Origin of the sequence: Bacillus sp. RCC_6_1, from assembly GCF_041360755.1 — a bacterium.
GTDB lineage: Bacteria > Bacillota > Bacilli > Bacillales > Bacillaceae_G > Bacillus_A > Bacillus_A cereus.
On record NZ_JBFUPV010000001.1, the window covers coordinates 606,401 to 631,888 of the forward strand.

A 25,488-nucleotide genomic window follows, 5' to 3' on the forward strand; every position below is an offset into this window, starting at 1 on the left:
GTAATCTACTTTACAGAATAGGTGATAAACATGCTGAAAAACTTATTAGAAAATGTAAGTTTGTTAGAAAATATTTATAAAATGTCTATAGCCGTTCTACTTTTATGTTCAGTTTTTTCTGTTAGATTTCTAAAAAAAATAAAACGCGAACGAAAACTTACTACCTTTGAATTTACTATGTATGTAATTATTCGCATTGCGATATTTTTTTGGTTAACTAGCTTTATTCTTCTTGAATTTAATGAGTATCTAGTTTAACTATAAAAAAGATAGAACAAGCACTATATTTCTTTGCTTGTATCTATCTTTTTTATTTAGATGCTTATTCTTCCCTTCTATTAAATAAGCAAATCAAACAAAACAGGGTTTTTATTAAGCTCCATAAATTGAATATTATTTTCTTTAAAGCGAGTAATTAATTGCTCATAATCTTCTTTATGTTTTAACTCTACTCCGACTAATGCTGGACCATTTTCTTTATTATGTTTCTTAATATACTCAAAGCGCGTAATGTCATCTTCTGGTCCTAATCCTTTATCAAGAAATTCTCTTAGCGCACCTGAACGCTGTGGAAATTCAATGATAAAATAATGCTTTAACCCTTCGTAAATGAGAGAACGTTCTTTCATTTCTTGCATTCTATCAATATCATTATTTCCACCACTTAGCGTACATACAACTGTTTTACCTTTTATTTCATCCCTGTATAAATCAAGTGCTGCAATAGAGAGTGCACCAGCCGGTTCAGCTACAATCGCATTTTTCTTATACAGTTCTAAAATCGTCGTACAAACTTTCCCCTCTGGTACTAAAACGATGTCATCAATTACATCTTTACAAGTTTCAAAAGTTAACTTTCCTACCTTTTTAACCGCTGCCCCATCAACAAAACTATCTATTTTCTCTAATGCGACATTATCATTTTGAAGAAAAGCCTCTTTCATAGAGGCAGCTCCCATCGGTTCTACACCAATAACCTTTGTAGTAGGACTAACACCTTTTACATATGTACCAACACCTGATGCTAATCCACCACCGCCGATTGCCGTAAAGATATAATCAACCGGTTTCTCCATATCATGCATAATTTCAACTGCCACTGTCCCTTGACCAGCAACTACATACGGATCATCAAACGGATGAACAAATGTCATTCTATTTTCTTCACAATAACACTGTGCTTCTTGGAAAGAGCTATCGAATGTATCACCAACTAATACAATCTCTGCGAAATCACCACCGAAAAATTGTACTTGTGATACTTTTTGTTTCGGTGTTGTTGTGGGCATAAATATTTTCGACGGAATCTTCAATAAATTACATGTATAAGCAACTCCTTGCGCATGATTACCAGCACTTGCACAAACAACACCGTTTTGTAACTTTTCTTTCGGTAAACTTTGAATCAAATTGTATGCACCACGAATTTTGAAAGAGCGAATTAATTGTAAATCTTCTCGTTTTACATAAACGTCACAATCATATTTCTCAGATAAAACTGTATCACGTTGTAACGGTGTTTTAATAACGATATCTTTCATGCAATTATGAGCCATTAAGATATCTTCAATTTTCACTCTCTCCTTTACCTTTTGCACCATTATATATCATCCTTATCTTTTTTAAATTGGCTCAATCAAAATGTGGGATTTTCAGAACAGCCCCTGTATTCGCCGATGTTACCATTTGTGCATAACGTCCAAGCCAGCCAGCTTTCACTTTCGGTTCTGGTCGTTTCCATTCTTTTTTACGCTTATCTAATTCTTCATTACTCACTCTTACTTCTAGCAAGCGTTCTTCAACATCAATACATACAATATCCCCTTGTTCAAGAAGTGCGATCGTTCCACCAGCTGCTGCCTCTGGTGAAATATGTCCTACTGAAATTCCACGTGAAGCTCCAGAGAAACGTCCATCCGTTAATAATGCAACCTCAGCACCTAATCCCATTCCAGCAATTGCTGATGTTGGTGCTAACATTTCTGGCATACCAGGGCCACCTCTTGGTCCTTCATAACGAATGACAACTACATCTCCTTTTTTCACTTTCCCAAGCATAATGCCAGCAAGTGCCTCATCTTGTGAATTAAAAATAACGCAAGGTCCTTCAAAACGCTTTACCTCTGTTGCACCGCTTTTAATAACCGCTCCATCTTTCGCAAGGTTGCCTTTTAATATACGCAATCCTCCTTCCTCACTATGAGGGTTTTCAAGAGAGTGAATAACTTCCTTATCTTTAATCTCTGCCTCAGCAATATTTTCTCTTAATGTTTGCCCAGTAGCAGTTATTCGATCAAGATGAAGTACTCCTTCTTTCCGGCTCATCTCTTTCAAAATTGCACTAATCCCGCCCGCACGATCAATATCTTCCATATGCCAATTGGAAGCAGGGCTTACTTTACATAAATGTGGTACACGTCTTGAAACGGCATCAATACGGTTCATATCGTAATCTAATCCAGCCTCTTGCGCGAGCGCCAATGTATGCAACACTGTATTTGTTGAACCGCCCATCGCCATATCAAGCGCAAACGCATCATCAATTGCTTCTTCCGTTACAATGTCTCTTGGTTTAATATCTCTTTCAATTAAAATTTTCAATTTCTCTGCTGCTTGTTTAATTAACTCTTCACGTCTTGGATCAATTGCTAAAATACTCCCGTTACCAGGAAGAGCTAAACCTAACACTTCACATAAACAATTCATAGAGTTCGCGGTAAACATACCCGAACAAGAGCCACAAGATGGACAGCCATGATCTTCAATATCTTTTAATTCTTCTTCTGAAATTTTCCCAGATTGATAAGCTCCTACTCCTTCAAAAACGGAACTCAGATCAACAACTTCTCCTTTAGATGTTTTTCCTGCTGCCATTGGGCCGCCTGAAACAAACACAGTCGGAATATTAATACGTAGTGCAGCCATCATCATACCTGGTGTAATTTTGTCACAGTTTGGGATACAAATCATGCCGTCAAACCAGTGTGCATTTACAACCGTTTCTACTGAATCTGCAATTATTTCACGACTCGGAAGAGAATAACGCATACCGATATGTCCCATCGCAATACCATCGTCAACTCCAATTGTATTGAATTCGAATGGTACCATACCTGCCGCACGAACTGCCTCTTTTACAAGTTTCCCAAACTCGTTCAAGTGTTTATGCCCTGGAATAATTTCAATAAAAGAATTACAAATCGCTATGAAAGGTTTATCAAAATCTTCATCTTTCAAACCAGTTGCTTTTAATAAACTACGGTGCGGCGCTTTATCAAAACCTTTTTTAATCATGTCACTTCTCATCTTGTCAAATCCCCTCTTACATATTTTTCATTTATACTCTCTTACTCTATTTCTTTACTAATTCTTTCGGTGCATGAATCCAACTCATCATTTCACGAAGCTCTGCTCCCACTTTTTCTAATTGATGATTTTGTTCTGCTTTTTTCATTGCGTTATACGTCGGACGCCCTGCTTGATTTTCTAAAATCCATTTCTTCGCAAATTTACCTTGCTGAATTTCTGTCAGAACACGCTTCATTTCCTTCTTCGTTTCATCTGTAACAATTCTCGATCCTGTTACATAATCTCCAAATTCTGCCGTATCTGAAATAGAATGGCGCATATTCGTTAATCCACCTTCGTACATTAAGTCAACAATTAGCTTTAATTCATGCAAACATTCAAAGTATGCAATTTCAGGACGATATCCACCTTCCGTTAACGTTTCGAACCCGGCCTTCACAAGTGCAGTTACCCCGCCGCAAAGTACAGCTTGCTCACCGAATAAATCCGTTTCGGTTTCTTCTTGGAATGTCGTTTCAATTACACCCGCACGTGTACAACCTACACCTTTTGCATACGCTAATGCTACATGTAGCGCTGTTCCCGTCGCATCTTGATGCACTGCGACTAATGCCGGAACACCATTTCCTTCTTGATATACACGGCGAACGAGATGACCTGGACTTTTTGGCGCAACCATTGCTACATCTACGTAACTTGGCGGATTAATTTGGCCGAAGTGAATGTTAAATCCATGTGAGAAAAGTAACATTTGTCCTTCACGGAGATTCTCTTCTACTTCTGATTTATATACATGTGCTTGCTGTTCATCTGGCAATAACATTTGTACAACTTGTGCGGTTCGAACCGCTTCTGAAACAGACATTACTTCAAATCCATCTGCTTTTGCTACTTCATACGATTTACCAGGTCTAACACCAACTACAACTTCCACACCTGAATCACGTAAATTTTGTGCCTGCGCATGCCCTTGAGATCCATAACCAATTACCGCAACTGTTTTCCCTTGTAATAACTCTACATTTGCATCTTTCTCATAATACGTTTTCATACTCCATACACCCCTTATAATTTATTTACTTGCAGTACATCAATTAATTTTTTCAACTGACTAACAAGTAATGTCGCTTCATTTTCAGTACAAACTGCTGTGAGTTTCATTTCAGAAACGCCACTCGTATCTCTTTCGTTTAAATGTAAAGAAGAAATATAATAGCCACGCCGAGCAAAAATTCCACTTATACGTAATAAGACACTTGGCTCGTTATGAATAACGAGTGAAAAAGTATGACTCATTCTTCCCACCTCTTCATAATCATTTCGTTATTCCCTTTGTTTGGCGGAACCATCGGAAATACGTTTTCACCTTCTTCTACACAAAAATCAACTACGACAGGACCTTCGTGAGCAAATGCTTCTAACACCACTTGTTTCGCCTCTGTTGAATTTGTCGCCCTTAATCCCTTCACTCCATAAGCTTCTGCCACTTTCACAAAATCTGGTGAGCCAATTTTTGACTCTGATAAACGATTTTCATAAAACATTTCTTGCCATTGCCTTACCATCCCTAAAAATCTGTTATTTATAATAAATACTTTTACAGGGATGTTATTTTCAGCAATTGTTTGTAGTTCTTGAATGTTCATTTGAAAAGAAGCATCACCTGCAATACAAACGACGAGTTCTTCTTCTTTTGCAAGCTGAGCACCAATTGCCGCTGGGAACCCAAACCCCATTGTTCCTAATCCTCCAGAGGTAAGGAACGTCCGAGGTTTTCTTGCTTTATAGAAGTGAGCAGCCCACATTTGATGCTGTCCTACTTCTGTTGTGACAATCGCTTCACCATTCGTTAATTCACTTACTAAGTTGATCACATGCTGTGGTTTTAACTCAGATTCTTTTTGCTTATAAGAAAGTGGATATTCTTCTTTCCATGCCTTTACTTTCTGAAGCCATTCATCTGTTTGTGTATAAATAGACATATGTAACAACATGTGTAACGCTTTTTTCACATCACCAACAATCGGATGCTCTACAGTTACATTTTTATGAAACTCAGAAGGATCAATATCAATATGTACTTTTTTCGAGTGCGGAGAAAAAAGTTCTAATTTCCCTGTTACACGATCATCGAAGCGAACACCTAATGCAAGTAGTAAATCACATTCTGTTACCGCCATATTAGCAGCGTATGTCCCATGCATACCAAGCATCCCTAGAAACAATGGATCTCCCGGTGGATATGCACCAAGTCCCATTAAAGTTGAAACGACTGGAATACGGTTCTCCCTTGCGAATTCGAAGAGTTCATCGGATCCACCTGAATGAATGACACCTCCTCCAATATAAAGAAGTGGACGCTTTGATTTTGAAATTGCTTTAGCCACCTCTCTAAGTTTCATGCTGTCTGGTACAAGTTCTGGTTTGTACCCCGGAATATCAACTTCTTCATTAAAGAAACTGGTGACTTTTGCATTTTGAACATCTTTTGGAATATCGATTAATACTGGTCCCGGTCGTCCGCTTTTGGCGATGTAAAAAGCTTCTTGCACAATTCGTGATACATGATTTACATCACGAACTTGGTAATTATGCTTCGTAACAGGTACTGTAATTCCGACAACATCCGCTTCTTGAAATCCATCTTTACCAATTAAAGGCGTTGCAACTTGGCCGGTAATGACAACTAAAGGAATCGAATCCATATAAGCGTCTGCTAAGCCCGTAACTAAATTTGTCGCCCCTGGGCCAGAGGTAGCAAAGACTACCCCGACCTTCCCAGAAGCTCTCGCATATCCTTCAGCCGCATGAATGGCAGCTTGTTCATGACGAGTTAAAACATGTTTCAAACCACTTTCGTATAACGCATCGTATACTGGTAAAATCGCTCCGCCTGGATAGCCGAAAACGGTCGTTACACCCAATTTCTTCAAACCTTGAATCACGTGCCCAGCGCCTGTCATTTCTTCACACTGTAACTTCTCATACGCTGTATACTGCTGCTTCATTTCAATTAACTCCTCTCCTTATTTATGCTAAGCTTTCCGTCAGCCCGGGAACACGTACTCCTCTTTCTCTCGTTAATTTTTTAAATTCTTCGGTCAATTGTTTCGTTACACTTCCTGGTTTCCCATCTCCAATTTCTCTCGAATCAACTTTTACAACTGGAATTAACTCCGCTGCTGTTCCTGTTAAAAATACTTCATCCGCTACATATACGTCATGGCGAGTGAATGGTCTTTCCTCACACGGAATACTCAGTCGTTCACATAGCTCGATAACACTATTTCTCGTAATACCTTCTAATGCCCCTAAATAGGATGGCGGGGTTAATACTTTTCCATCTTTCACAACGAAAACATTATCGCCAGAACCTTCACAAACATATCCTTGTTGATTTAACATAAGAGCCTCTAACACTCCTGCTTGTGCCGCCTCAATTTTTACAAGTACGTTATTTAAATAATTCATTGACTTAATACGTGGATCTAACGCGTCTGGCGTATTACGTCTTGATGCAACAGATACAACGCTTAGCCCATTATCATAAAATTCTTGTGGGAATAACTTTAATTGTTCTGCAATGATAATTACGCTCGGCTTCACACAACTTCTCGGATCGAGTCCTAAGTCACCTTTTCCTCTTGAGACAATTAAGCGAATATAAGCATCAGCGTATTCATTTTTTTGGAGTGTATGTAAAACTGCTTCTTCCATTTCTTCTACCGTCATTGGAATTGTTAGTAAAATAGATTTCGCTGATTCATACAATCGTTTCACATGTTCTTTTAAACAAAATACATTTCCTCCGTAACTACGAATCCCTTCAAATACACCGTCTCCGTATAAAAAACCGTGATCATACACTGAAACAACTGCCTTTTCTTTTTCTACAAATTCCCCATTCATGTAAATGTACTGGTTTCCCATCTCACATCGCTCCTCTTTTTTCTCTATTTTTGCAATCTATTTCTACATCGATTGCTGAGATGAGTAATTTTAACAGAATATTCAGTATATAAACCTTAAAAATATACTCGTCTCAACAATCGATTACTTACATACTTGTAGCAATCCATTGCTGAGACGAGGGAATCGTGGTACCACTCAGCTTCCTTATACTTCTCACGAAATATAAGCTCTGCAAGTCCAATTAGACTTTTGTTTTTCTATCGGGAACAACCCCGCTACTTTTTACTAGTTTTCAAAAGTAGTGCTCCAAGGTGATTTTCAATGAGTGAATTGTTACCACCCTCACAGCCTCGGGGCAGCTCTCTGAAACAATCTTTATCATTTACTCTCCTCTTCTACGCATTCTCTTCTTCTATTTTTAAAAATAAAAACTCTCGCCTCAGCAATCAACTACTACAATTTAGTAGCTTTGATTGCTGAGGCGAGAGTTTCGCGTTACCACTCAGCTTCCTTATACTTCTCACGAAATATAAGCTTTGTAGGTCCAATCAGACCTCCGTCCTTTTACCGGAGACGATGCCGCCGCCCTCTACTCAGTTTCCCTTTCGCAAGCGATGCTCCGAGGTGATCTTCAATGATTCGATTGTTACTACCCTCACAGCCTTGGAGTAGCTCTCTGAAACGATCATAATCATCTACTTTCCTCTTCTTTGCATATACAACATATAAAGTTAGAAAATTCTTAATTAACTTTTATTTGTTACACGTATTATAGGACGTTGTTCTTTTCGTTGTCAACATGTTTTCTCAAAAAAATCAAAATTCATTCTATTTATTTTTTCTCAAATCAAAATTGGAATGCATTACTTACATACACTCATATATTACTTAAGTATGTTTGCATTACTACATAAAGAAAAACTTATAAAGTTTATGAGGAGATGAGGAAACTATGTTAAAAGGGAAAGTAGCGTTAGTTACAGGAGCAAGCCGAGGAATTGGACGAGCGATCGCTAAACGTTTAGCAAATGACGGTGCATTGGTTGCTGTTCATTACGGTAATCGAAAAGATGACGCTGAAGAAACTGTTCATGAAATTCGATCAGATGGTGGCCAAGCTTTTTCTATCGGCGCAAATTTAGAATCCTTACACGGTGTAGAAAACCTTTATAACGCTTTAGATACTGAATTACAAAAGCGCACTGGTGAAACACAATTTGATATTTTAATAAACAATGCTGGCATTGGTCCTGGTGCTTTTATTGAAGAAACGACTGAACAATTTTTTGATAGAATGTTTTCAGTAAATGCAAAAGCACCATTCTTTATCATTCAACAAGCACTGCCACGTTTACGTGACAATAGCCGAATTATTAATATTTCATCCGCTGCCACCCGCATTTCTTTACCTGATTTTGTTGCATATAGTATGACGAAAGGCGCTATTAATACAATGACTTTTACGCTAGCAAAACAGCTTGGAGCACGAGGAATAACGGTGAATGCAATACTTCCAGGATTTATTAAAACAGATATGAATGCAGAACTCTTGAGCGACCCGATGATGAAGCAATACGCTACTACTATTTCCGCTTTCAATCGCTTAGGTGAAGTAGAAGACATTGCCGATACTGCTGCATTCCTTGCTTCTCCAGACAGCCGCTGGGTAACTGGACAATTAATTGATGTGAGCGGAGGATCTTGTTTATAAAAAACATATATTTTCAAATCTTTTTTATTGCGCAATAAAACAATTTATATAATACTATATAAAACATATACATTTAGGAGGATTACAGCAATGTCCGAAAAAACATACGAACTCGCAACCTTCGCAGGCGGTTGCTTTTGGTGCATGGTAAAACCATTTGATGAACTTCCTGGTATTCATAAAGTACTTTCTGGCTATGCAGGAGGTCATGTAGAAAACCCAACATATGAACAAGTAAAAACTGGAACATCTGGACATTTAGAAGTTGTTCAAATTACATTCGATCCTTCTATTTTTCCTTATCAGAAATTACTAGACTTATATTGGCCACAAATCGATCCAACTGATGATGGCGGACAATTTTTTGACCGTGGTCCATCTTATCGTACCGCTATTTTTTATCATAACGAAACACAAAAAGGGCTTGCTGAAAAATCAAAACAAGCTCTTACAGAAAGCGGTATGTTTAAAGATCCAATCGTGACTGAAATTCGTCCTGCTGCACCTTTTTACGCAGCAGAGGAATACCACCAACATTTCTATAAAAAGAATCCAGAGAAATATGCTACTGAGCAAAAGGAATCTGGTCGTGAAGACTTTATTAAAGAAAATTGGCAAAAAAAATAATAAAAACGCATCGTGCTTTTTTAATACGATGCGTTTTTATTTTTGATAAAAGTACCATACAATGATGAGAACAACCGCTGTTAATGCCCAAAGCGCTACTTCATTTTTCACTCTACTCTTTTTCTTAGTCATTTCATCTCCTCCTAATAGCAATACAACGTATTCAAGATTTCCTCTGTTTCATTGTCCACCTTATATACATAAATACATCCTTACCAATCCTTATAACAAGACCACCAATGATTCCGATTGCAATTGAAATTACTAACATTTGTCCAAAGCTAAAAGAATTTGTGTACGTTATGTAAAGAACGATACATATAAGTAAAACATCCGGTAAAGAAAGCAAAAACTTTTTAAGCATTTCTTTATCTCCTCTATACTTTATTTATATCTTCTACTGTAATTTTGAAATATAGTTTGTTCAAAAATTCCATTTAGACCCTCATTTTATGAAAAATAATAAGAATCCCTTTTCAAAAGAGATTCTTATTCAGTAGATTTAAGTTTAATTATTTTCTACATATCCTATTCCATAATTACTCCTAAAATAGAATAATATTACTAATCATTTATTGTAAATTGACTATTTGCCAGGCAACCGAATGTCGCGCCAGCTACCTACATCGCATTGGCCAAATTCATTATTACCTACCGCTACCACCGTGCCGTCTGATTTTAGTCCGACTGTATGTGCACAACCAGCCGCTATCGCTACAATATCGCGCCAATCGCTTACGTTACATTGACCATACTCATTCCAGCCCACTGCCACCACGGTACCGTCTGATTTTAGTCCGATTGTATGATTCGTACCAGCCGCTATTGCTACAATATCTATCCAGCCACTTACATCACACTGGTTATGTTTATCATTCCCCACTGCCGTCACCGTACCGTCTCGTTTAAGACCAACAGTATGAAGATACCCAGCCTTGACCGCTACAATACCTCGCCAGCTACTTACATTGCATTGACCATATCGATTATTCCCCACAGTCGTCAATGTGCCGTCCAATTTAAGACCGACTGTATGCCAGTCACCCGCTGTGACTGCCACAATACCTTGCCAACTGCTTACATTGCATTCTCCTTCTTTATTTCGGCCCACCGCTACTACCGTGCCATCCGATTTAAGGCCAATAGTACGACGCCACCCTGCCGCAACCGCTACAATATTATGCCAGTCGTTTACATCACATTGTTCATGCTTATTCCAACCCACTGCTACCGCAGTACTGTCACATGTAAGACCGATTGTATGAGCATTACCCGTGTTCGTTGCCATATGAACATTGCCCACTGCAACTGCTTCAATATCTCGCCAGCCACTTACATTACATTCTCCTTCTTTATTCCGGCCCACCGCTACTACCGTGCCATCCGATTTAAGGCCAACAGTATGACAACGCCCCGCCGCTATCATATCTTTGGGCCATCGCTTCACTTTTTCTTTCGATAAAAGGTAATCCATGTTTTACCTCCTTGCATATAAGCAACTGTATCATAATAGATATTTTTATCAAATTTCATTATAAATCTACATTTACAAAGAAAGCTTATTTTACTTCTTCAAAAAATAAAAACCTCCAGTTTAAATACTAGAGGTTTTCTCGTTATTTCTTCAAGCGATCAATAAAATCGTTCAATTTATCTAGCGATTTCATATTCTGATTGCAAGCTACACCATCTTTGCAAATGTAGTTTCCCTTTTTAACGAAAGTTCCTGGTACATCGCCTTTAATTTCAACTAAAAACATTCCTACTTCTTCATGCCCATGACATAATGAACAAATGCTTTTTTTATTTAAACTTTGGAACGTTCCTTGCAGACCAACAAATTTATTTTTATCATTTTTCGCTATAATAAATTTCCTGCTTGATCCCTTATCAATCCAGCTTAAATAAGATATTTCTTTCATATCCATTTCTTCCATATCAGGAAGTTTTAACTTTTTCGCCTTAGGAAATAACTTTTTTAATGTTTGTGCTGTAACTTCTTGAAACGGAATTACATACGGATTTATTTTCATTAAAAATGATTCTGCATCTTCTCTATTTTGAACTGTTAATACCGTATCAATTAACTCTTTCTGTTCATCCGTTAAATTCTCAAATACATGTATTATCTTTTCAATCGCAAGCGATTTTAACGCTTGAATTACACCTCTATCATTTGCCGTTGCATGCCCGTTTGCTAAAATATAAGCTTGTGATTTTATAAAATTATATTGATCACTTCTAATAAACGCTTCCATCTTTATCACTCCATACAAATTGTTGATCTAGTTTTATTGTATACAATGATTACGTTTTTTGATATGTAAAAGATAACTTAGAAACAAACATTACATATATCACTTATTCTCTACCGATGCATTTCCTGACAAAAGAAGCCATCATCTGTTTTCCATTCCGCATATAATACGTCTTCAAATTTAGTAATTCCTTTTTGCTTTATTTGTTTATAAAGCCACCCTTCATCAAATCCCGCTTCCCTCAAATTATCCTTAACTACTTTTCCATCACTAATTAATGAAATTGGTAAGTATACAGGCTTATGTTTTAAACTTAAATCATTTATAGTAGGAGATTCGTATTTACTTTTTTTCAGAACGCTTATGTTTCCGTTAGGCTCCAATATCATATATTCAACTTCTCGGATTGAAAATATATCTTTTTGTTGCCTAAGCATTTGTTGTAATTGGTTTATATCCAAATGATTTACGCTTAATTGTTCACGATCAATCTTTCCATTACGAATAATAATTGAAGGATATCCTTCAAAAAACCTTCTTGTTCCTCTTACTTTTTGTGTTATCACTTCTATAGTATAAATTAAAATTACCCAAACAAATACTGAATATAAAATAGACCATACTTTAATTTTAGGATCATATATTGAATTTCCAACGAGCTCACCTAGGACGATTGCAGAAATAAAATCAAATGGCGTTAGCTGAGATATTTGTGTTTTCCCTAATATTTTTGTAGCAATTAATAGAACAAAAAAACCAACTAAAAGCTCTATCGTTATTTGTCCAATATGATTCATATATGTTCACCTTTCTACTTTTCAAGTGCTCTGTATACCATTTAATAAAAAAACGGCACATTTTTTCTATTATCATGCCCGTTCACACCTCATATATCCAATACAAATAAAACAAAAAGAGTCTGATTCAAAGTAATATATGAATCAGACTCTTTTCCTCTTATTTAGAATACACAATCTTTTTAATCGTTTCCCCAGAAAGAAAATATTCTTCTGCAAGTTGATGAATAGCAATCCCACTTTTAAACGCTTCTTTAATTGCTTTATTTCTTTCATCTAGTTGTTTTCTTCCGCCAGATCGTGTACCCCATTTATAATGTTTCGTTTCTTGTTTCGGAATGTAAATTGTTTCACCTTGTATATACTTTTGAATTTCAGTAATTAAACTCTCTGGTAAAACAGCATTAGCTTTTACGTATTTCATTTCTGCTCGCCCCTTATTTTTTATGGTTCATTTCAATAAGGTGCAAAGCCAAATATAAAAAATGATACGAGCTCATATAGGCGATTGTATATTACTTGTCTACCTCACGCAAAGTATCGCCATTTCCATACTTGGCTTTGCATGAGACGTTGCAGTGTCTGGCAATTGAATTATAATCGCCATATAAACACCTCCTAATATACCTTTTGCATTTTATTATATGATAAATTCCTTCTCCTTGCATCCACACCCTTCTTAAAGCACGAAATTTTATCTAAGAAGGGCTATCAGTTCGTAACAGTAAATGAATTGCAAAAAAGAGCAAAATAAAAAGGTAGCGTATCTTTGTATGATACGCTACCTTTCTTTTTATATAATGCCAAGTACATTTAAGAATACGATAATAATCGCAATTGGTGCGATATAACGAAGTAAGAATAACCATAATACGAATAGTTTATAACCTTTATTTTTACTTACACCTAGCTCTTTCATTAATACATCTTTCTTCATTTTTAAAGGAACAAAGATAGAAACTAATAATACACCAAGTGGCATTAATACGTTACTTACTGCATAGTCCGCTAAATCAAAGACTGTCTTCCCGAAAATCTTCAGATCACTTAATATACCGAATGATAATGCTGATGGTACCCCAACAACGAAGATTAATAACCCTACGATTAAGGCCATTTTTTCACGTTTCCCTTTACCTTTTGATGTTAAAGATGCAACACTAATTTCTAACATCGAAATTGCTGATGTAATCGTAGCGAAGAAGAATAGTAATAAGAAAACGATGAAGAATAATTTTCCGAATGCCATTTTACTGAAAATAGCTGGCAATACGATAAATAATAGTCCCGGTCCTTGAGATGGTTCCATTCCAAATGCGAACACAACTGGGAAAATTGCAAGTCCTGCAAGTAATGTAATAACAAGAGTTAAGGCTACGATAGAAAATGCTGAACGTGGTAAGCTTTCTTCTTTCGGTAAGTATGAGCTATACGTTACCATAACGGCTACCCCGACAGATAATGAGAAGAACGATTGCCCCATTGCGTATAATATAACTTCTGATGTTACATGTGAGAAATCAGGTTGTAAGAAGAAACGAACTCCTTCTCCAGCACCATCTAATGTAAGTGCACGAACGATTAATACAAAGAATAAAACGAATAGTGCTGGCATGAAATATTTATTTACTTTTTCAACACCATTTTGTACACCTTTACTTACAATAAAAATAGTAATAAGGATGAATAATAGCTGTGATCCAACTGCTAAATATGGATTGGAAATGATTTCACCAAACGTAGCTTCGTATGCTCCATTTCCTTCCCATAGTCTACCTGTAATTGCATTCCATAAATATAATAAAATCCAGCCTCCTACAACACTGTAGAAAGAAAGTAATATGAAACATGTTACAATTCCTAATTTACCTAACCAAGGCCATAACGTTTTAGGAGCAATCTCTCTATATGCATCGACAGCCTCTTTTTGTGTACTTCTTCCAATAACAAATTCAGCTAATAATAGCGGTAAACCAATTAATAATGTGAAACCGATGAAAATTAGGAAGAACGCTCCGCCTCCTCCAATGCCGGCCATATATGGGAATTTCCAAATCGCCCCAAGACCAATTGCCGAACCTGCTGCAGCTAATACGAAACCTAATTTCGATGTCCATTGCTGTGAATTCATTTGTTAATCTCCTCTCTATCTCTTTTTCTTTGTTACAATTCGGTATTTATATTGTTCTATCAATACTCTTTTCTAATACGTTCACTTCCTCCCTAATAAAAAAACGTCCCTACGTAAATACGTAGGGACGACAAAAATATCGCGGTACCACCCTAGTTGTGAAGAACACTAAGAAACCACCTAAATAAAAACGCCCCTACGCAAAAACGTAGGGACGATAAAATATCGCGGTACCACCCTAGTTATGAAGCCACACCAAAGTTGGGACCTAAATAAAAAACGTCCCTACGTAAATACGTAGGGACGATAAATATCGCGGTACCACCCTAGTTGTGAAAAAATCTTCACCACTTTATTTGATAACGGTATAAACTACCGTCTTTCATTTCCTCATAATGCGAGATTTATGAAAGATGCTCCAGGACGAACTTCATGAATAATCTATATACTGATTCACACCAACCATCAGCTCTCTGAAATAGGGAGATATTCACTACTATACCCTTTCATTGCCCAAATATTATTTTCCGAATTGATTACTATCATTTTTATCACACATTAAAAATAGTGTCAACTTATATTTCGAATTTTTATGTATTACAATCTATTCCAAAATTCAAAATGTGAGTTTTCTTTTAGGAACAATCGATAAAAATCTATTTTCTATTTCACAAAATAAAAAATAGATTTTTCTTGCTCATCCACATTTACTCCTAGCGCGTATGTATGAACTTGTTGCAACACTTCTTCTATTAGCAACTCTAACTCCTGCACACAATTTTCTGGACTCCCTATTAATGTGTCCGCCATACGTTCATATAAATTTTCAGGTTTAATAGTCATTCGTTCCACATTACTAGGCATCCATTTAAACGCTGGATGATGTACATACATTTTATTCAAACCAAATAAAACACCGAATACGTTCCTTTGTACTTCGCAAATAACATCATAAAGCATAAGCCAATCTTTCCGTTTTAAAAGCGCCTTTCGATTGTGCCAACGATTACTTAACCATAGATTTTCTGAAATCATTCGTTTTGCTAGTTCATCTGGATATGCCACTACTCTATCTTTTAATTCATTCACTTTCCCTTCTCCATACAAACTAACACCATCATGAACGGATGATACAATACATTGTTTTTCATAACTTATATCATATTGATCCATCACATCCGAAATCACTTTCTCTACTGTCTCTGTTAAAAAGTTACTAATCTCTAATTTAATTCCCTCTTTCGTTAAATACGTTTCCGACCATTCTTCTTCCTCATACGGATGATACGATAATATTGTCCCATCAATATGATAAATAGGGGCCCTACGATCCTCATCTTCTGGCGGTGTTGACCATAAAATATGTAATTCTATATCTGAATGTTCATCTTCAAGCTTTCTAGCTACTGAACCCGCTAAAATAATAGCTTCTACTTTCGGATTTTGCCTATAAATCTCTGACATCTCTATCGCTCTCTCTTTTAATCCCATTTCATTTCCCCCTAAAATTGCAGTAATCCCCTATATTTCATTTATCTATTTCGATATTACAGCTTGCATTACCTTTTCAAATTCCTACTTAATCATATTTCTATCCAATAGCGCTGAATAACTTCACCAGTACGAGAAGAAACTACTTCATTTTCTAACACACCTCCAACCTTTTGAATCGTTTTAGCAGAACCGATATTGGATTTATCGCAAGTTATTAATACTTTCTGCAATCCTAATTTTTGCGCTTCAGCTAATGCAAGTTGTAGTTGTTTCGTAGCGTAACCGTGGCGACGTTTATTCGGATGGACACTATATCCAATATGACCACTTTCCCGTAATAATTCTGGATTTAATCTATGTCTAATATTCACAAAACCTATAAGTTCCCCTTTTTCAAAACTTAAAAACTGACTAGATGGCACTCGATTAGCTAGTAAATTTTCTCCTAGTTCTTGTTTACTCACTTTTTCAAACCATTCATCAAGAGAATCAAAGTTTTGTAAAGAACTACTTCCATGTGGTTGTTCCCCTGAGTGTAAAAACGCTTGTCTATACGCCGTAATACGCTCACTATATTCATGGATTGGTTTTAATAGTTTCATTGTTCTTCTCCCCCTCTTCATTCCATAAAACAAACACCTTAATAGCAGCTATTCACTATTAAGGTGTTTCTATCCTTTTTATTCAAATAACCCCATGCTCAAATAACGTTCACCTGTATCAGGCGCAATACATAAAACTTTTTTACCAACGCCTAGACGTTTCGCTATCATGATTGCAGCGTAAACAGATGCTCCAGAAGATGGCCCAACTAATAATCCTTCTTGTCTAGCTAAGTTTCTCATTGTCGTTAAAGCCTCTTCGTCTGCAATTTGAATAATTTCGTTATACACTTCTGTATTTAAGTTTTTCGGAATAAATCCTGGGCTTGTTCCTACTAGTTTATGAGGACCTGGTACACCACCGGATAAAACGGGAGATCCTTTCGGTTCCACTACTGCAATATATAAGTTTGGCAATTTCTCTTTTAACGTTTCACCAGTCCCTGTAATCGTTCCGCCTGTTCCTGCCGTTGCAACAAAAGCATCAAGCTCTCCCTCCATTTGTTCGTAAATTTCAAGTGCAGTCGTATAACGGTGAATATTCGGATTAGCTGGATTTTCAAATTGTTGCGGGATAAAACTATTCGGTATTTGTTTTTGCAGTTCTAACGCCTTCGCAATTGCTCCTGGCATTCTTTGTTCTGCTGGTGTTAAAACTACTTCTGCCCCGTATGCTTTCAATAAATTAATACGCTCTTTTGACATATTGTCTGGCATAATTAAAATCGCTTTATACCCTTTAGCTGCTGCGTTCATCGCTAAACCAATTCCTGTATTCCCGCTTGTCGGTTCAATAATTGTATCCCCTGGTTTAATGAGACCATTTTCTTCTGCAACGTGAAGTAAATTATAAGCAGCACGGTCTTTCACACTACGTGATGGATTAAACATTTCTAGTTTCACATACACGTCCGCTGCGTCTTCCGGAATAAATTTAGATAATCGGACGACAGGTGTATCTCCTATTAATTCTGTTACGTTTTCACATAATTTCATAGTGCATCCCCTATTCTATCGTTTTCTTATCACTTGGTAATAACCATGAAGTAAGTCCAATTAACGGTAAACAACTACATAATATCATAATGAACTGAAGGCTATATATATCAGCTAACTTTCCTAGTACTACAGCACCTAGAGCACCAAGGCCGAACGCAAGACCTACAATTAGACCTGATACCATCCCTACTTTTCCCGGAACAAGCTCTTGCGCGTATACAACAATTACACTAAAACTACTTGAACTAATAAAACCGATACATAAAAATAAAGGTACGACCCACACAAGTGAGACATGTGGTAATAACAGCGCAAGTGGCGCTGAACCTAACATTGAAAATACGATGATGTTTTTCTTACCAAATCGATCTGCTAACGGTCCCCCGAAGAAAGTGCCTAACACACCAGCAATCATAAATGCGAATACGAAATACTGGGCATTTTTTATAGATAAACCATAATGCTCAATTAAGTAAAATTGATAGAAATTCCCGATACCGGCACCGTACCAAGAGCGCACAAAAGTAAGAAAAACAAGAAGTATAATAACAAATTTAATGTGTGTACTTACAATTGCATTTTCCGCCTCAAGCGCAGCTCTCTTCTTCCTTCTTACAGCGCCGGTTGCTAATTCATTTTTGTACCAATTCGATACGAAAATTAATAATGCAATTCCTACTGCTGCAAATGCTGTAAAACCTAATGAACCAATTTGACCGAGTGGAACGAAAATTAGCGCTGTAAAAATAGGAGCTAAAGAATTCCCCGTGTTTCCCCCAACTTGATAAATCGCTTGCGCTAACCCTCGTTTTGCACCTGCCGCCATATAGGCAACACGAGCGCCTTCTGGATGAAAGACTGCGGAACCTAAGCCAATAAATAAAACAGAAATAATAACAATAATAAAGTTTGGTGCAAACGCGAGTCCAATCATTCCAAGCATACTTGAAAACATACCGAGTGGTAATAAAAATGGTGACGGCTTCTTATCTGAATACATACCAAACACCGGTTGCATAATCGATGACGTCATATTTAACGCAAACGCAATCCACCCTACTTGCATATAGGATAAATTCATCGTTTTTTCCAAAATAGGAAACAACGCCGGCACAACTGCTTGCATCGAATCATTTAAAAAATGTCCGAAACTAATCGCAAATAATATTCGATATATTGTCGGTGTTTCTACTGTGTTTTTTTGTGAAACTGCCTGCATATGTGAATCGCTCCTTTCTGTACAAAATATATATTTATTACAGTAGGTGTAATAAATTCTGACTTTTGAAACATTTCTATTCTATACTGCTTTCATTTCTTTTTCCAGAAATATAACTTAACTCCCATCATTGACTTGCATCCTTGTAACTTTCAGCAGTAAAACATTATAGAAAAAGGCAACCCAATCACAAACTGGGTTGCCTCTTACATTAAATTGCAAAACGCTTATACTTCTCATAATCGCTCGTCTTACATTCCACTTCTAGTTTCGTACCTTCATTTTCATAACTCGTTGATAAAACGTGCGCATGATTATTGAAATACGCAACTACCTGTCCGTGATCATACGGAATTAACATTTCACATTTCGTATATTCTTTATAAATATGGGAACGAATCATTTCTACAAGCTCTTCAATTCCAACATGTTTCTTCGCAGATAAATACACGCGGTCTTCTTGTACTTTCGGAATTTCAACATCCACCATATCTGATTTGTTATAAGCATAGATCGTTGGAATATTTTCTACTCCAATTTTCTTTAACGTTTCATTTGTAATATCAATTAATTGTTCATAATTTGGATTTGCGTAATCTACGACGTGAATAAGTAAATCTGCTTCCGCTACTTCTTCTAACGTTGAACGGAACGCCTTCACAAGATGATGTGGTAATTTACTTACAAATCCAACTGTATCTGTTAATAAAAATGATTTATTATCTGGCAAATCAATATTTCGTACAGATGTTTCTAACGTCGCAAATAACATATCTTTTTCAAATACTTGTTTTTCTTCTGTACCATTATAAATTTCAAGCATTGCATTCATCGTCGTTGACTTTCCTGCATTCGTATAACCTACTAATGCTACAACAGGTATTTCATTTTTCTTACGTTGCTTTCGCTGCGTTTGACGCTGGGCAACGAGCGCTTCTAAATCTTTATTCAAAACTGAAATTTGTTCTTCAATTTTACGACGGTCTAACTCTAACTTCTTCTCACCGACACCTTTATTTTTCGTACCAACGCCGCCGCTCTGTCTCCCTAACGATTCACGAAGACCAATTAAACGAGGCATCATGTACTGAAGGTGTGCTACTTCTACTTGCAGCTGTGCTTCTTTCGTTTTCGCACGTTGCGCAAAAATATCTAAAATTAAAATGGTACGATCAATCACCTTACAATCTAAATCCTCTTCTAAATTTCGAATTTGTGAAGGAGATAATTCATCATTAAAGATGACCATATTCGCATCTATTTCTTGTACATACGCTGCTACTTCTTCAATCTTTCCTTTTCCGATATAATGCGATGGATTTACTCGTTGTAAATTTTGCGTTACTTGCCCAATTACCTCTACATCACAAGCTTCCGCAAGATTTGTTAACTCTTCCATCGAATATGCAAAATCATCTTCATTACCTACATTTACTCCAACTAAAACTGCTCTTTGTAATACTTCTTCCATATATTTATTCCTCCATTTCGATTACGTAAAATAAAAAACACAGGTCGCTGCCTGTGTTTTCGTAAACGGATAAGGGTTCACCAAAGAAATAGAAGAAAGCTATGCTTTCATCCTATTTTATAGTCAAAAAGTCCCAAGATCGTATACGTATACACAATAAGCGTTCACCTATACAATCCCATTCTATTTATAAAGGCAAAACAAAAAGAGGGCGTATTCGTCCCTCCCTCTTTTTCACATATAAGCTTAATAAAGGGTTCCTTTAAAATAGGCAGACCAATCCCGTTCACTCTGTACACAGACAGAGCCTTTGAGCGCTATTCAATTATTGGCACAAAGTATTGAGACGTAATCTGATTAAGATCAAAGGAAGCCCCTCCGTTCATTTTAAGTTACATAAAGTGTAGCATAAGTAATTCGCTTTCACAAGGTTTAACAACCTATATCACACTAAAGAAAATCGTTATTTTTTTACTTTAATCGTCATTTTTTGCGAGTTTTTCTCACAATAAAAATAACAAAAGCAATTATCAATTTTAGAAACTTCTCGTATATTATTTTTACAGCACTCGCCAAATTCCTTCATAGTAAGTTAAGTATTATCGTTTTAATACAACAAAAATCTATATTGACATTTTTATAACCTAATATTAGTATCAGGTTATAAAAATAAAAATTAGGAGATGTTCCTATGCATTCTAAATCTCGTATTACTGCAATTGGTACTTATGTTCCAGATCAAATATTGTCTAATAACGATTTAGAAAAGATGGTCCATACGAATGATGAATGGATTGTACAAAGAACAGGAATGAAGGAAAGAAGAATCGCTAGCGAAGAAGAATATTCCTCAAACTTAGCCATTAAAGCAATTAAAAATTTATGTACAACATATAAGAAAAACTTAGAAGATGTCGACTGTATCATTGTCGCTACTACTACTGCTGATTACGTTTTCCCTAGTGTTGCTTGCCAAATACAACAATACTTCAACATACCTCATACACTAGCTTTTGATTTAAATGCAACTTGTGCTGGTTTTACATATGGACTACACGTCGGTAATAGCTTAATCACTTCTGGATCACATGAAAAAATACTTGTCGTAGCGACAGAGACATTATCTAAAGTTACTGATTATACCGATAGAACGACCTGTATTTTATTCGGTGATGGTGCTGGAGCTATTTTATTAGAAAGAGATGAAGACACCCCAAGCTTTATCGCTGCTCACATGGGAACAAACGGTGATGGCGGCATTCATCTATATAGAACAAACTTATCTACTACTATGAATGGCACACCACTGCAAACAAATGAAAAAATCGTTCAAAATGGAAGAGAAGTATATAAATGGGCAACACGAACAGTGCCAAAAGGCATAAAAAATTTATTACATAACGCAAATATGCAAGGGGATGATATAGACTGGTTCATACCCCACAGCGCTAACTTACGAATGATTGAATCTATTTGCGAAAAATCTCAAATTCCAATACAAAAAACATTAACGAGCGTGGAATATATGGGGAATACCTCTTCAGTCACCATTCCACTCGCTCTAGATTTAGCTATAAAAGAAGGAAAGTTAAATAATGGAGACACACTTTTACTATACGGATTCGGTGGTGGTCTTACACATTTAGGGCTTATTGTAGAGTGGAATTTAATTTAAGTGTATAAAAAGAGGCTCTAGTCAGTAACTAGAACCTCTTTTTCATTTAATTTCTTGCCCCTTTTCGAGACCATATCACAACAGGAATAAGTAATAACGCTAACACGCCTCCAGCCAATGACAATGCCGCATAACTTGAATTCGCTACTACCATACCTGACATCGCTCCACCAGAAGCTCCAGCTAGCGCAATAAAAACATCTATTTTCCCTTGTGTTTTAGCACGTGTAGACGGTGTTGTGGAATCAACGATTTGTGCTGTACCACTAATCAATCCGAGGTTCCATCCTAGCCCAAGTAAAGACAGAGCAACGATTAATAGTAATAAAGAATCACTTGGCGCTATCGCAGCTATGACACCCGCTGCAAGTAAAATCACTCCACCAGCTATGCTCATTGTAGTTCGGCCAATTTTATCAATTAACATTCCTGTAACGAGAGATGGAAGATACATTGCACCTACATGAAAACCTATCACAAGTCCTACTGCACTTAAACCGTGACCGTGGTGTCCCATATGAACTGGCGTCATCGTCATAATCGCAACCATCACGATTTGCGTAAGTATCATTACGATTGCTCCAACTGTAATACCTCGTTTATTTTCTTTCACTTCTTCTGTTATTGGTTGCCCTTTATATGTATGTTCCTGTTTATATCTTTCTATTATGTTAGCAATAATTAACGGATCTGGACGAAGCATAACAAAAAGAACTAGACCCGCCAGTATAAATGCTGCTGCCGATAGTATGAACGGACCTGCAAGTTTAGGAACTCCAATTGAATGCGCAAAACTACCCATTACTCCTACTAAATTTGGTCCTGCAACTGCACCGAAAGTCGTCATTACCATCGTAATACTAACAGCCGTTGCTCTCTGCTTCTTATCTGCTAAATCTGTACCTGCATAACGAGCTTGTAGATTCGTGGCTGTACCGGCACCATATATGAGTAAAGAAATAAGTAAAAGAATAATGCTATTCGTTAAAGCTGCCATTACAACACCAATTGCTCCAAATCCACCTACTATAAACCCTGTTGCAAGACCTATCCGGCGTCCATATCGTTGCGAAAGCTTCCCTACTATGAAAGCTGCTAATGCTGATCCCAATGTAAACATAGCAGTTGGTAATCCTGCAAATGCATCTGTTCCAAGCATTTGCTGCGCAAGAAGTGCTCCCACTGTAATACCAGCAGCTAGTCCTGCACCGCCAAACATTTGTGAAATGCTGACGATTATTAACGTTCGTTTGTATAGTTTTTGTTGCTCTTCTTCTGTGTACACATGATTATCTATTAAAGCCCCTGCCTTATCTAACAATTCCCCATCCTCCTTTTAAAATTAATCCCTCTTGTTAATGTACTATGTATAACGTTACATATTCAATGGCATTTTCCATTCATCCCTTTCATTCTAAAAAACTTTCTAATCATACTCGACTTATCCCATGCTATATTAAAAATACTACTATTCACAATATGCAAGGAGAAAACAATGAAAAAACAGGCTAATAGCAGCCTGTTTCCCTTTACACTTCTTCTACTATCCTTCCCCTTCTCTTTTTACTCAAAGCTCTTCCTTCCCAAAACAACAAACTTACGAAAGCACAAATTAAAATAATTGGCACACTTGCTTTATATAAATCTGTAAAACTCATTGCCATCTGATTCTTGGCATAATGATTCACATCATTCGAAAATGTGAGTACCTCTTTCTTTATACTTTCCTCTTGTTTTTCAACTTCTTTTGTTACTTGCCTCATAACTTCTTCTCTTTTTACATCCCTATATTCTACTGGAACTTTTCTTAATATTTCATCCGTCTTGTCGCGAATCAATTCTTCCTTTTTCTCTTTACTTAATCCCATTGTCATTGCATTTTGTTTCTTATTTATATTCGACTCTAAACTTTGATTCTCTATTTTTTCTTTAGTCATTTGTAAAATTTCAGTTTGCTCAGTACTATTCACATGAATATTCCGCACCTTTTCTTCTGCATAATGATATACTTTTTCTTTATTTATAGTTAAATTATGAGTTAAGTTAGAGACAAATATTGCGACCGCCAATACAATTCCAACCTGTCGTAACATTGATACAACACTTTGAGAAGCAGTTAATAATTCTCCTTCAAACGAAGACGCACTTAAAACTGTAATTGGCCCCACTACTAAGCCATATCCGACACCTAATATCATACATGGAATAATAATTTCTATATTTGTTGAATGAACATCAATCATTTGCAACCAATAGTAGGAAAGCCCCATAACAAGAAATCCTGACAAAATAATAGTTACTTTTCCGAGTTTTTTAATTAAAGTTGCTGCAACTGGTGAGACAAAAAATATCATCGCTGAAATAGGTGTCACTAAAAAAGCCGCTTCAATTTCCGTTCGACCTTGTAGTTTCGTCAAGAACGTTGGAAGCAATACAGTAACTCCAATTAAAAATAAATTACTCAATATAACAACGATTGACGCTCCGACAAACATTCGATCTTGAAATAACTTTAAATTCACCATTGGGTTATGAATCTTTCGTTCTACTAAAATAAATAGAATAAGAGAAATAGTGCTAATTGCATAACAAGACAAAGCAATATTACTTTGCCATCCCCATGTATTACCTTTTACTAATATGAGAGTAAATGAAAAAATTGCTGTGCTACTTAATAGTAGTCCTATCCAATCTATTTTTGAGATAATACGTTCTTCATTTTTTATTTGTAGCATGATGCAACATAACACGATTCCTATTATACAAACCGGAACATTAACGAAGAACACCCATCTCCATCCTAAATTTTGCGTAATAATTCCACCTATTACTGGCCCCATAGCAGCTGACAATCCTTGTGTTACTCCTAAAATTGCAAGTGCAACATGCCTTTTAGCTAACGGCATAGCTGATACACCAATTACCATACTTGTTGGAAATAAAATTGCTGCCCCAATACTTTGTATAAAACGAGAAAAAATAAGAAAATCACCTGTATTAGCAAAAGCGCAAAGTACCGATCCACCCCCAAAAATCACCAGACCAAGAATATACATCTTTGCTTTTCCAAAGATATCAGCTATCCGCCCTAACGGAATGGCAAGTACTGCAATCGTCATTGTATAAACATTTAATACCCAAGACATCTTTTCTAATGAAGTATTTACACTCGATTGTATTGCCGGTAAAGCTATATTCATAATTGTCGTATCAATCATACAAAGAAAGATACCTAGACACATTAAAAAGACAATCTTAATACCCTTTGATTGCTCCATCTTTA

23 protein-coding genes and 2 other annotated features are annotated in these 25,488 nt (G+C 36.5%); of the genes, 4 read left to right on the plus strand and 19 right to left on the minus strand.

From position 1 onward, the window contains the following. The first annotated feature begins 30 nt into the window (after positions 1–30). A complete protein-coding gene (locus AB6801_RS03000) occupies positions 31–258 on the plus strand; it encodes a hypothetical protein (RefSeq protein WP_000916802.1) in 228 nt (75 codons plus the stop codon). 80 nt (positions 259–338) lie between these two features. Here AB6801_RS03000 and ilvA read toward each other — a convergent pair whose 3' ends face one another. The 6 genes from ilvA to ilvE are packed head-to-tail and all read right to left on the minus strand — an operon-like array spanning position 339 to position 7,239. Then, positions 339–1,601 carry a threonine ammonia-lyase IlvA gene (ilvA, locus tag AB6801_RS03005; RefSeq protein WP_000250323.1) on the minus strand — a complete coding sequence of 421 codons (1,263 nt, stop codon included), beginning with the start codon at positions 1,599–1,601 and terminating at the stop codon, positions 339–341. A 31-nt stretch (positions 1,602–1,632) separates the two neighbouring features. Then, complete coding sequence (gene ilvD / locus AB6801_RS03010; RefSeq protein WP_047385909.1) at positions 1,633–3,306, minus strand: dihydroxy-acid dehydratase; 1,674 nt, start codon at positions 3,304–3,306, stop codon at positions 1,633–1,635. A gap of 46 nt (positions 3,307–3,352) precedes the next feature. Then, entirely contained in the window at positions 3,353–4,360 is a 1,008-nt protein-coding gene (gene ilvC, locus AB6801_RS03015) for a ketol-acid reductoisomerase (protein WP_097999006.1), read from the minus strand. Between the two features lie 14 nt (positions 4,361–4,374). Next, complete coding sequence (locus AB6801_RS03020) at positions 4,375–4,605, minus strand: ACT domain-containing protein (RefSeq protein ID WP_000019916.1); 231 nt, start codon at positions 4,603–4,605, stop codon at positions 4,375–4,377. Next, positions 4,602–6,317 (minus strand): acetolactate synthase large subunit, encoded by a 1,716-nt coding sequence (gene ilvB, locus AB6801_RS03025; RefSeq protein WP_000813474.1) that lies wholly within the window; start codon positions 6,315–6,317, stop codon positions 4,602–4,604. Before ilvB ends, AB6801_RS03020 begins: the two co-directional genes overlap by 4 nt. 22 nt (positions 6,318–6,339) lie before the next feature. Continuing rightward, positions 6,340–7,239, minus strand: coding sequence for a branched-chain-amino-acid transaminase (ilvE, locus tag AB6801_RS03030; RefSeq protein WP_000528156.1), 900 nt, complete (start codon positions 7,237–7,239; stop codon positions 6,340–6,342). Between the two features lie 149 nt (positions 7,240–7,388). After that, positions 7,389–7,628: a binding site (T-box leader), on the minus strand. 545 nt (positions 7,629–8,173) lie between these two features. On the opposite strand from ilvE, the gene AB6801_RS03035 reads away from it, so the two are divergent. Continuing rightward, positions 8,174–8,932, plus strand: coding sequence for an SDR family oxidoreductase (locus tag AB6801_RS03035; RefSeq protein ID WP_000911808.1), 759 nt, complete (start codon positions 8,174–8,176; stop codon positions 8,930–8,932). 90 nt (positions 8,933–9,022) lie between these two features. Continuing rightward, positions 9,023–9,559 carry a peptide-methionine (S)-S-oxide reductase MsrA gene (gene msrA / locus AB6801_RS03040; RefSeq protein WP_097999005.1) on the plus strand — a complete coding sequence of 179 codons (537 nt, stop codon included), beginning with the start codon at positions 9,023–9,025 and terminating at the stop codon, positions 9,557–9,559. Between the two features lie 163 nt (positions 9,560–9,722). Here msrA and AB6801_RS03045 read toward each other — a convergent pair whose 3' ends face one another. The 11 genes from AB6801_RS03045 to hflX all read right to left on the minus strand — a co-directional run bounded on the left by AB6801_RS03045 (position 9,723) and on the right by hflX (position 20,530). After that, positions 9,723–9,923, minus strand: a complete 201-nt coding sequence (locus AB6801_RS03045; RefSeq protein ID WP_000913386.1) for a hypothetical protein — start codon at positions 9,921–9,923, stop codon at positions 9,723–9,725. Positions 9,924–10,145: 222 nt separating this feature from the next. After that, positions 10,146–11,033: an RCC1 domain-containing protein gene (locus AB6801_RS03050; RefSeq protein ID WP_097999004.1), complete on the minus strand. Its 888-nt coding sequence runs from the start codon at positions 11,031–11,033 to the stop codon at positions 10,146–10,148. A 142-nt stretch (positions 11,034–11,175) separates the two neighbouring features. Further along, positions 11,176–11,817, minus strand: a complete 642-nt coding sequence (locus AB6801_RS03055) for a FusB/FusC family EF-G-binding protein (RefSeq protein ID WP_000387073.1) — start codon at positions 11,815–11,817, stop codon at positions 11,176–11,178. A 110-nt stretch (positions 11,818–11,927) separates the two neighbouring features. After that, positions 11,928–12,614: a DUF421 domain-containing protein gene (locus AB6801_RS03060; RefSeq protein WP_097999003.1), complete on the minus strand. Its 687-nt coding sequence runs from the start codon at positions 12,612–12,614 to the stop codon at positions 11,928–11,930. 160 nt (positions 12,615–12,774) lie between these two features. Continuing rightward, entirely contained in the window at positions 12,775–13,038 is a 264-nt protein-coding gene (locus AB6801_RS03065) for a CD3324 family protein (RefSeq protein ID WP_000878325.1), read from the minus strand. 369 nt (positions 13,039–13,407) lie between these two features. Beyond that, complete coding sequence (locus AB6801_RS03070) at positions 13,408–14,745, minus strand: sodium-dependent transporter (protein WP_001088187.1); 1,338 nt, start codon at positions 14,743–14,745, stop codon at positions 13,408–13,410. 296 nt (positions 14,746–15,041) lie between these two features. Continuing rightward, positions 15,042–15,264, minus strand: a binding site (T-box leader). A 144-nt stretch (positions 15,265–15,408) separates the two neighbouring features. After that, positions 15,409–16,236 (minus strand): DUF4037 domain-containing protein, encoded by an 828-nt coding sequence (locus AB6801_RS03075; protein ID WP_097999002.1) that lies wholly within the window; start codon positions 16,234–16,236, stop codon positions 15,409–15,411. A gap of 92 nt (positions 16,237–16,328) precedes the next feature. Further along, positions 16,329–16,841, minus strand: a complete 513-nt coding sequence (locus AB6801_RS03080; protein WP_000771279.1) for a GNAT family N-acetyltransferase — start codon at positions 16,839–16,841, stop codon at positions 16,329–16,331. Between the two features lie 78 nt (positions 16,842–16,919). Then, the gene (cysK, locus tag AB6801_RS03085; protein ID WP_000762279.1) at positions 16,920–17,837 is read right to left on the minus strand and encodes a cysteine synthase A; all 918 of its coding nucleotides are present in this window, start codon (positions 17,835–17,837) and stop codon (positions 16,920–16,922) included. Between the two features lie 10 nt (positions 17,838–17,847). Then, positions 17,848–19,059, minus strand: coding sequence for an MFS transporter (locus AB6801_RS03090; protein ID WP_001149411.1), 1,212 nt, complete (start codon positions 19,057–19,059; stop codon positions 17,848–17,850). 211 nt (positions 19,060–19,270) lie between these two features. Beyond that, the gene (gene hflX, locus AB6801_RS03095) at positions 19,271–20,530 is read right to left on the minus strand and encodes a GTPase HflX (protein WP_065704389.1); all 1,260 of its coding nucleotides are present in this window, start codon (positions 20,528–20,530) and stop codon (positions 19,271–19,273) included. A gap of 691 nt (positions 20,531–21,221) precedes the next feature. On the opposite strand from hflX, the gene AB6801_RS03100 reads away from it, so the two are divergent. Continuing rightward, positions 21,222–22,205, plus strand: a complete 984-nt coding sequence (locus tag AB6801_RS03100) for a ketoacyl-ACP synthase III (protein WP_000555756.1) — start codon at positions 21,222–21,224, stop codon at positions 22,203–22,205. A 46-nt stretch (positions 22,206–22,251) separates the two neighbouring features. Here the strand turns inward: AB6801_RS03100 and AB6801_RS03105 are convergent, their stop codons facing one another. Next, positions 22,252–23,526 (minus strand): MFS transporter, encoded by a 1,275-nt coding sequence (locus tag AB6801_RS03105; protein WP_000884517.1) that lies wholly within the window; start codon positions 23,524–23,526, stop codon positions 22,252–22,254. Positions 23,527–23,734: 208 nt separating this feature from the next. Further along, positions 23,735–25,483 carry an MDR family MFS transporter gene (locus AB6801_RS03110; protein ID WP_000438113.1) on the minus strand — a complete coding sequence of 583 codons (1,749 nt, stop codon included), beginning with the start codon at positions 25,481–25,483 and terminating at the stop codon, positions 23,735–23,737. Positions 25,484–25,488 lie beyond the last annotated feature (5 nt).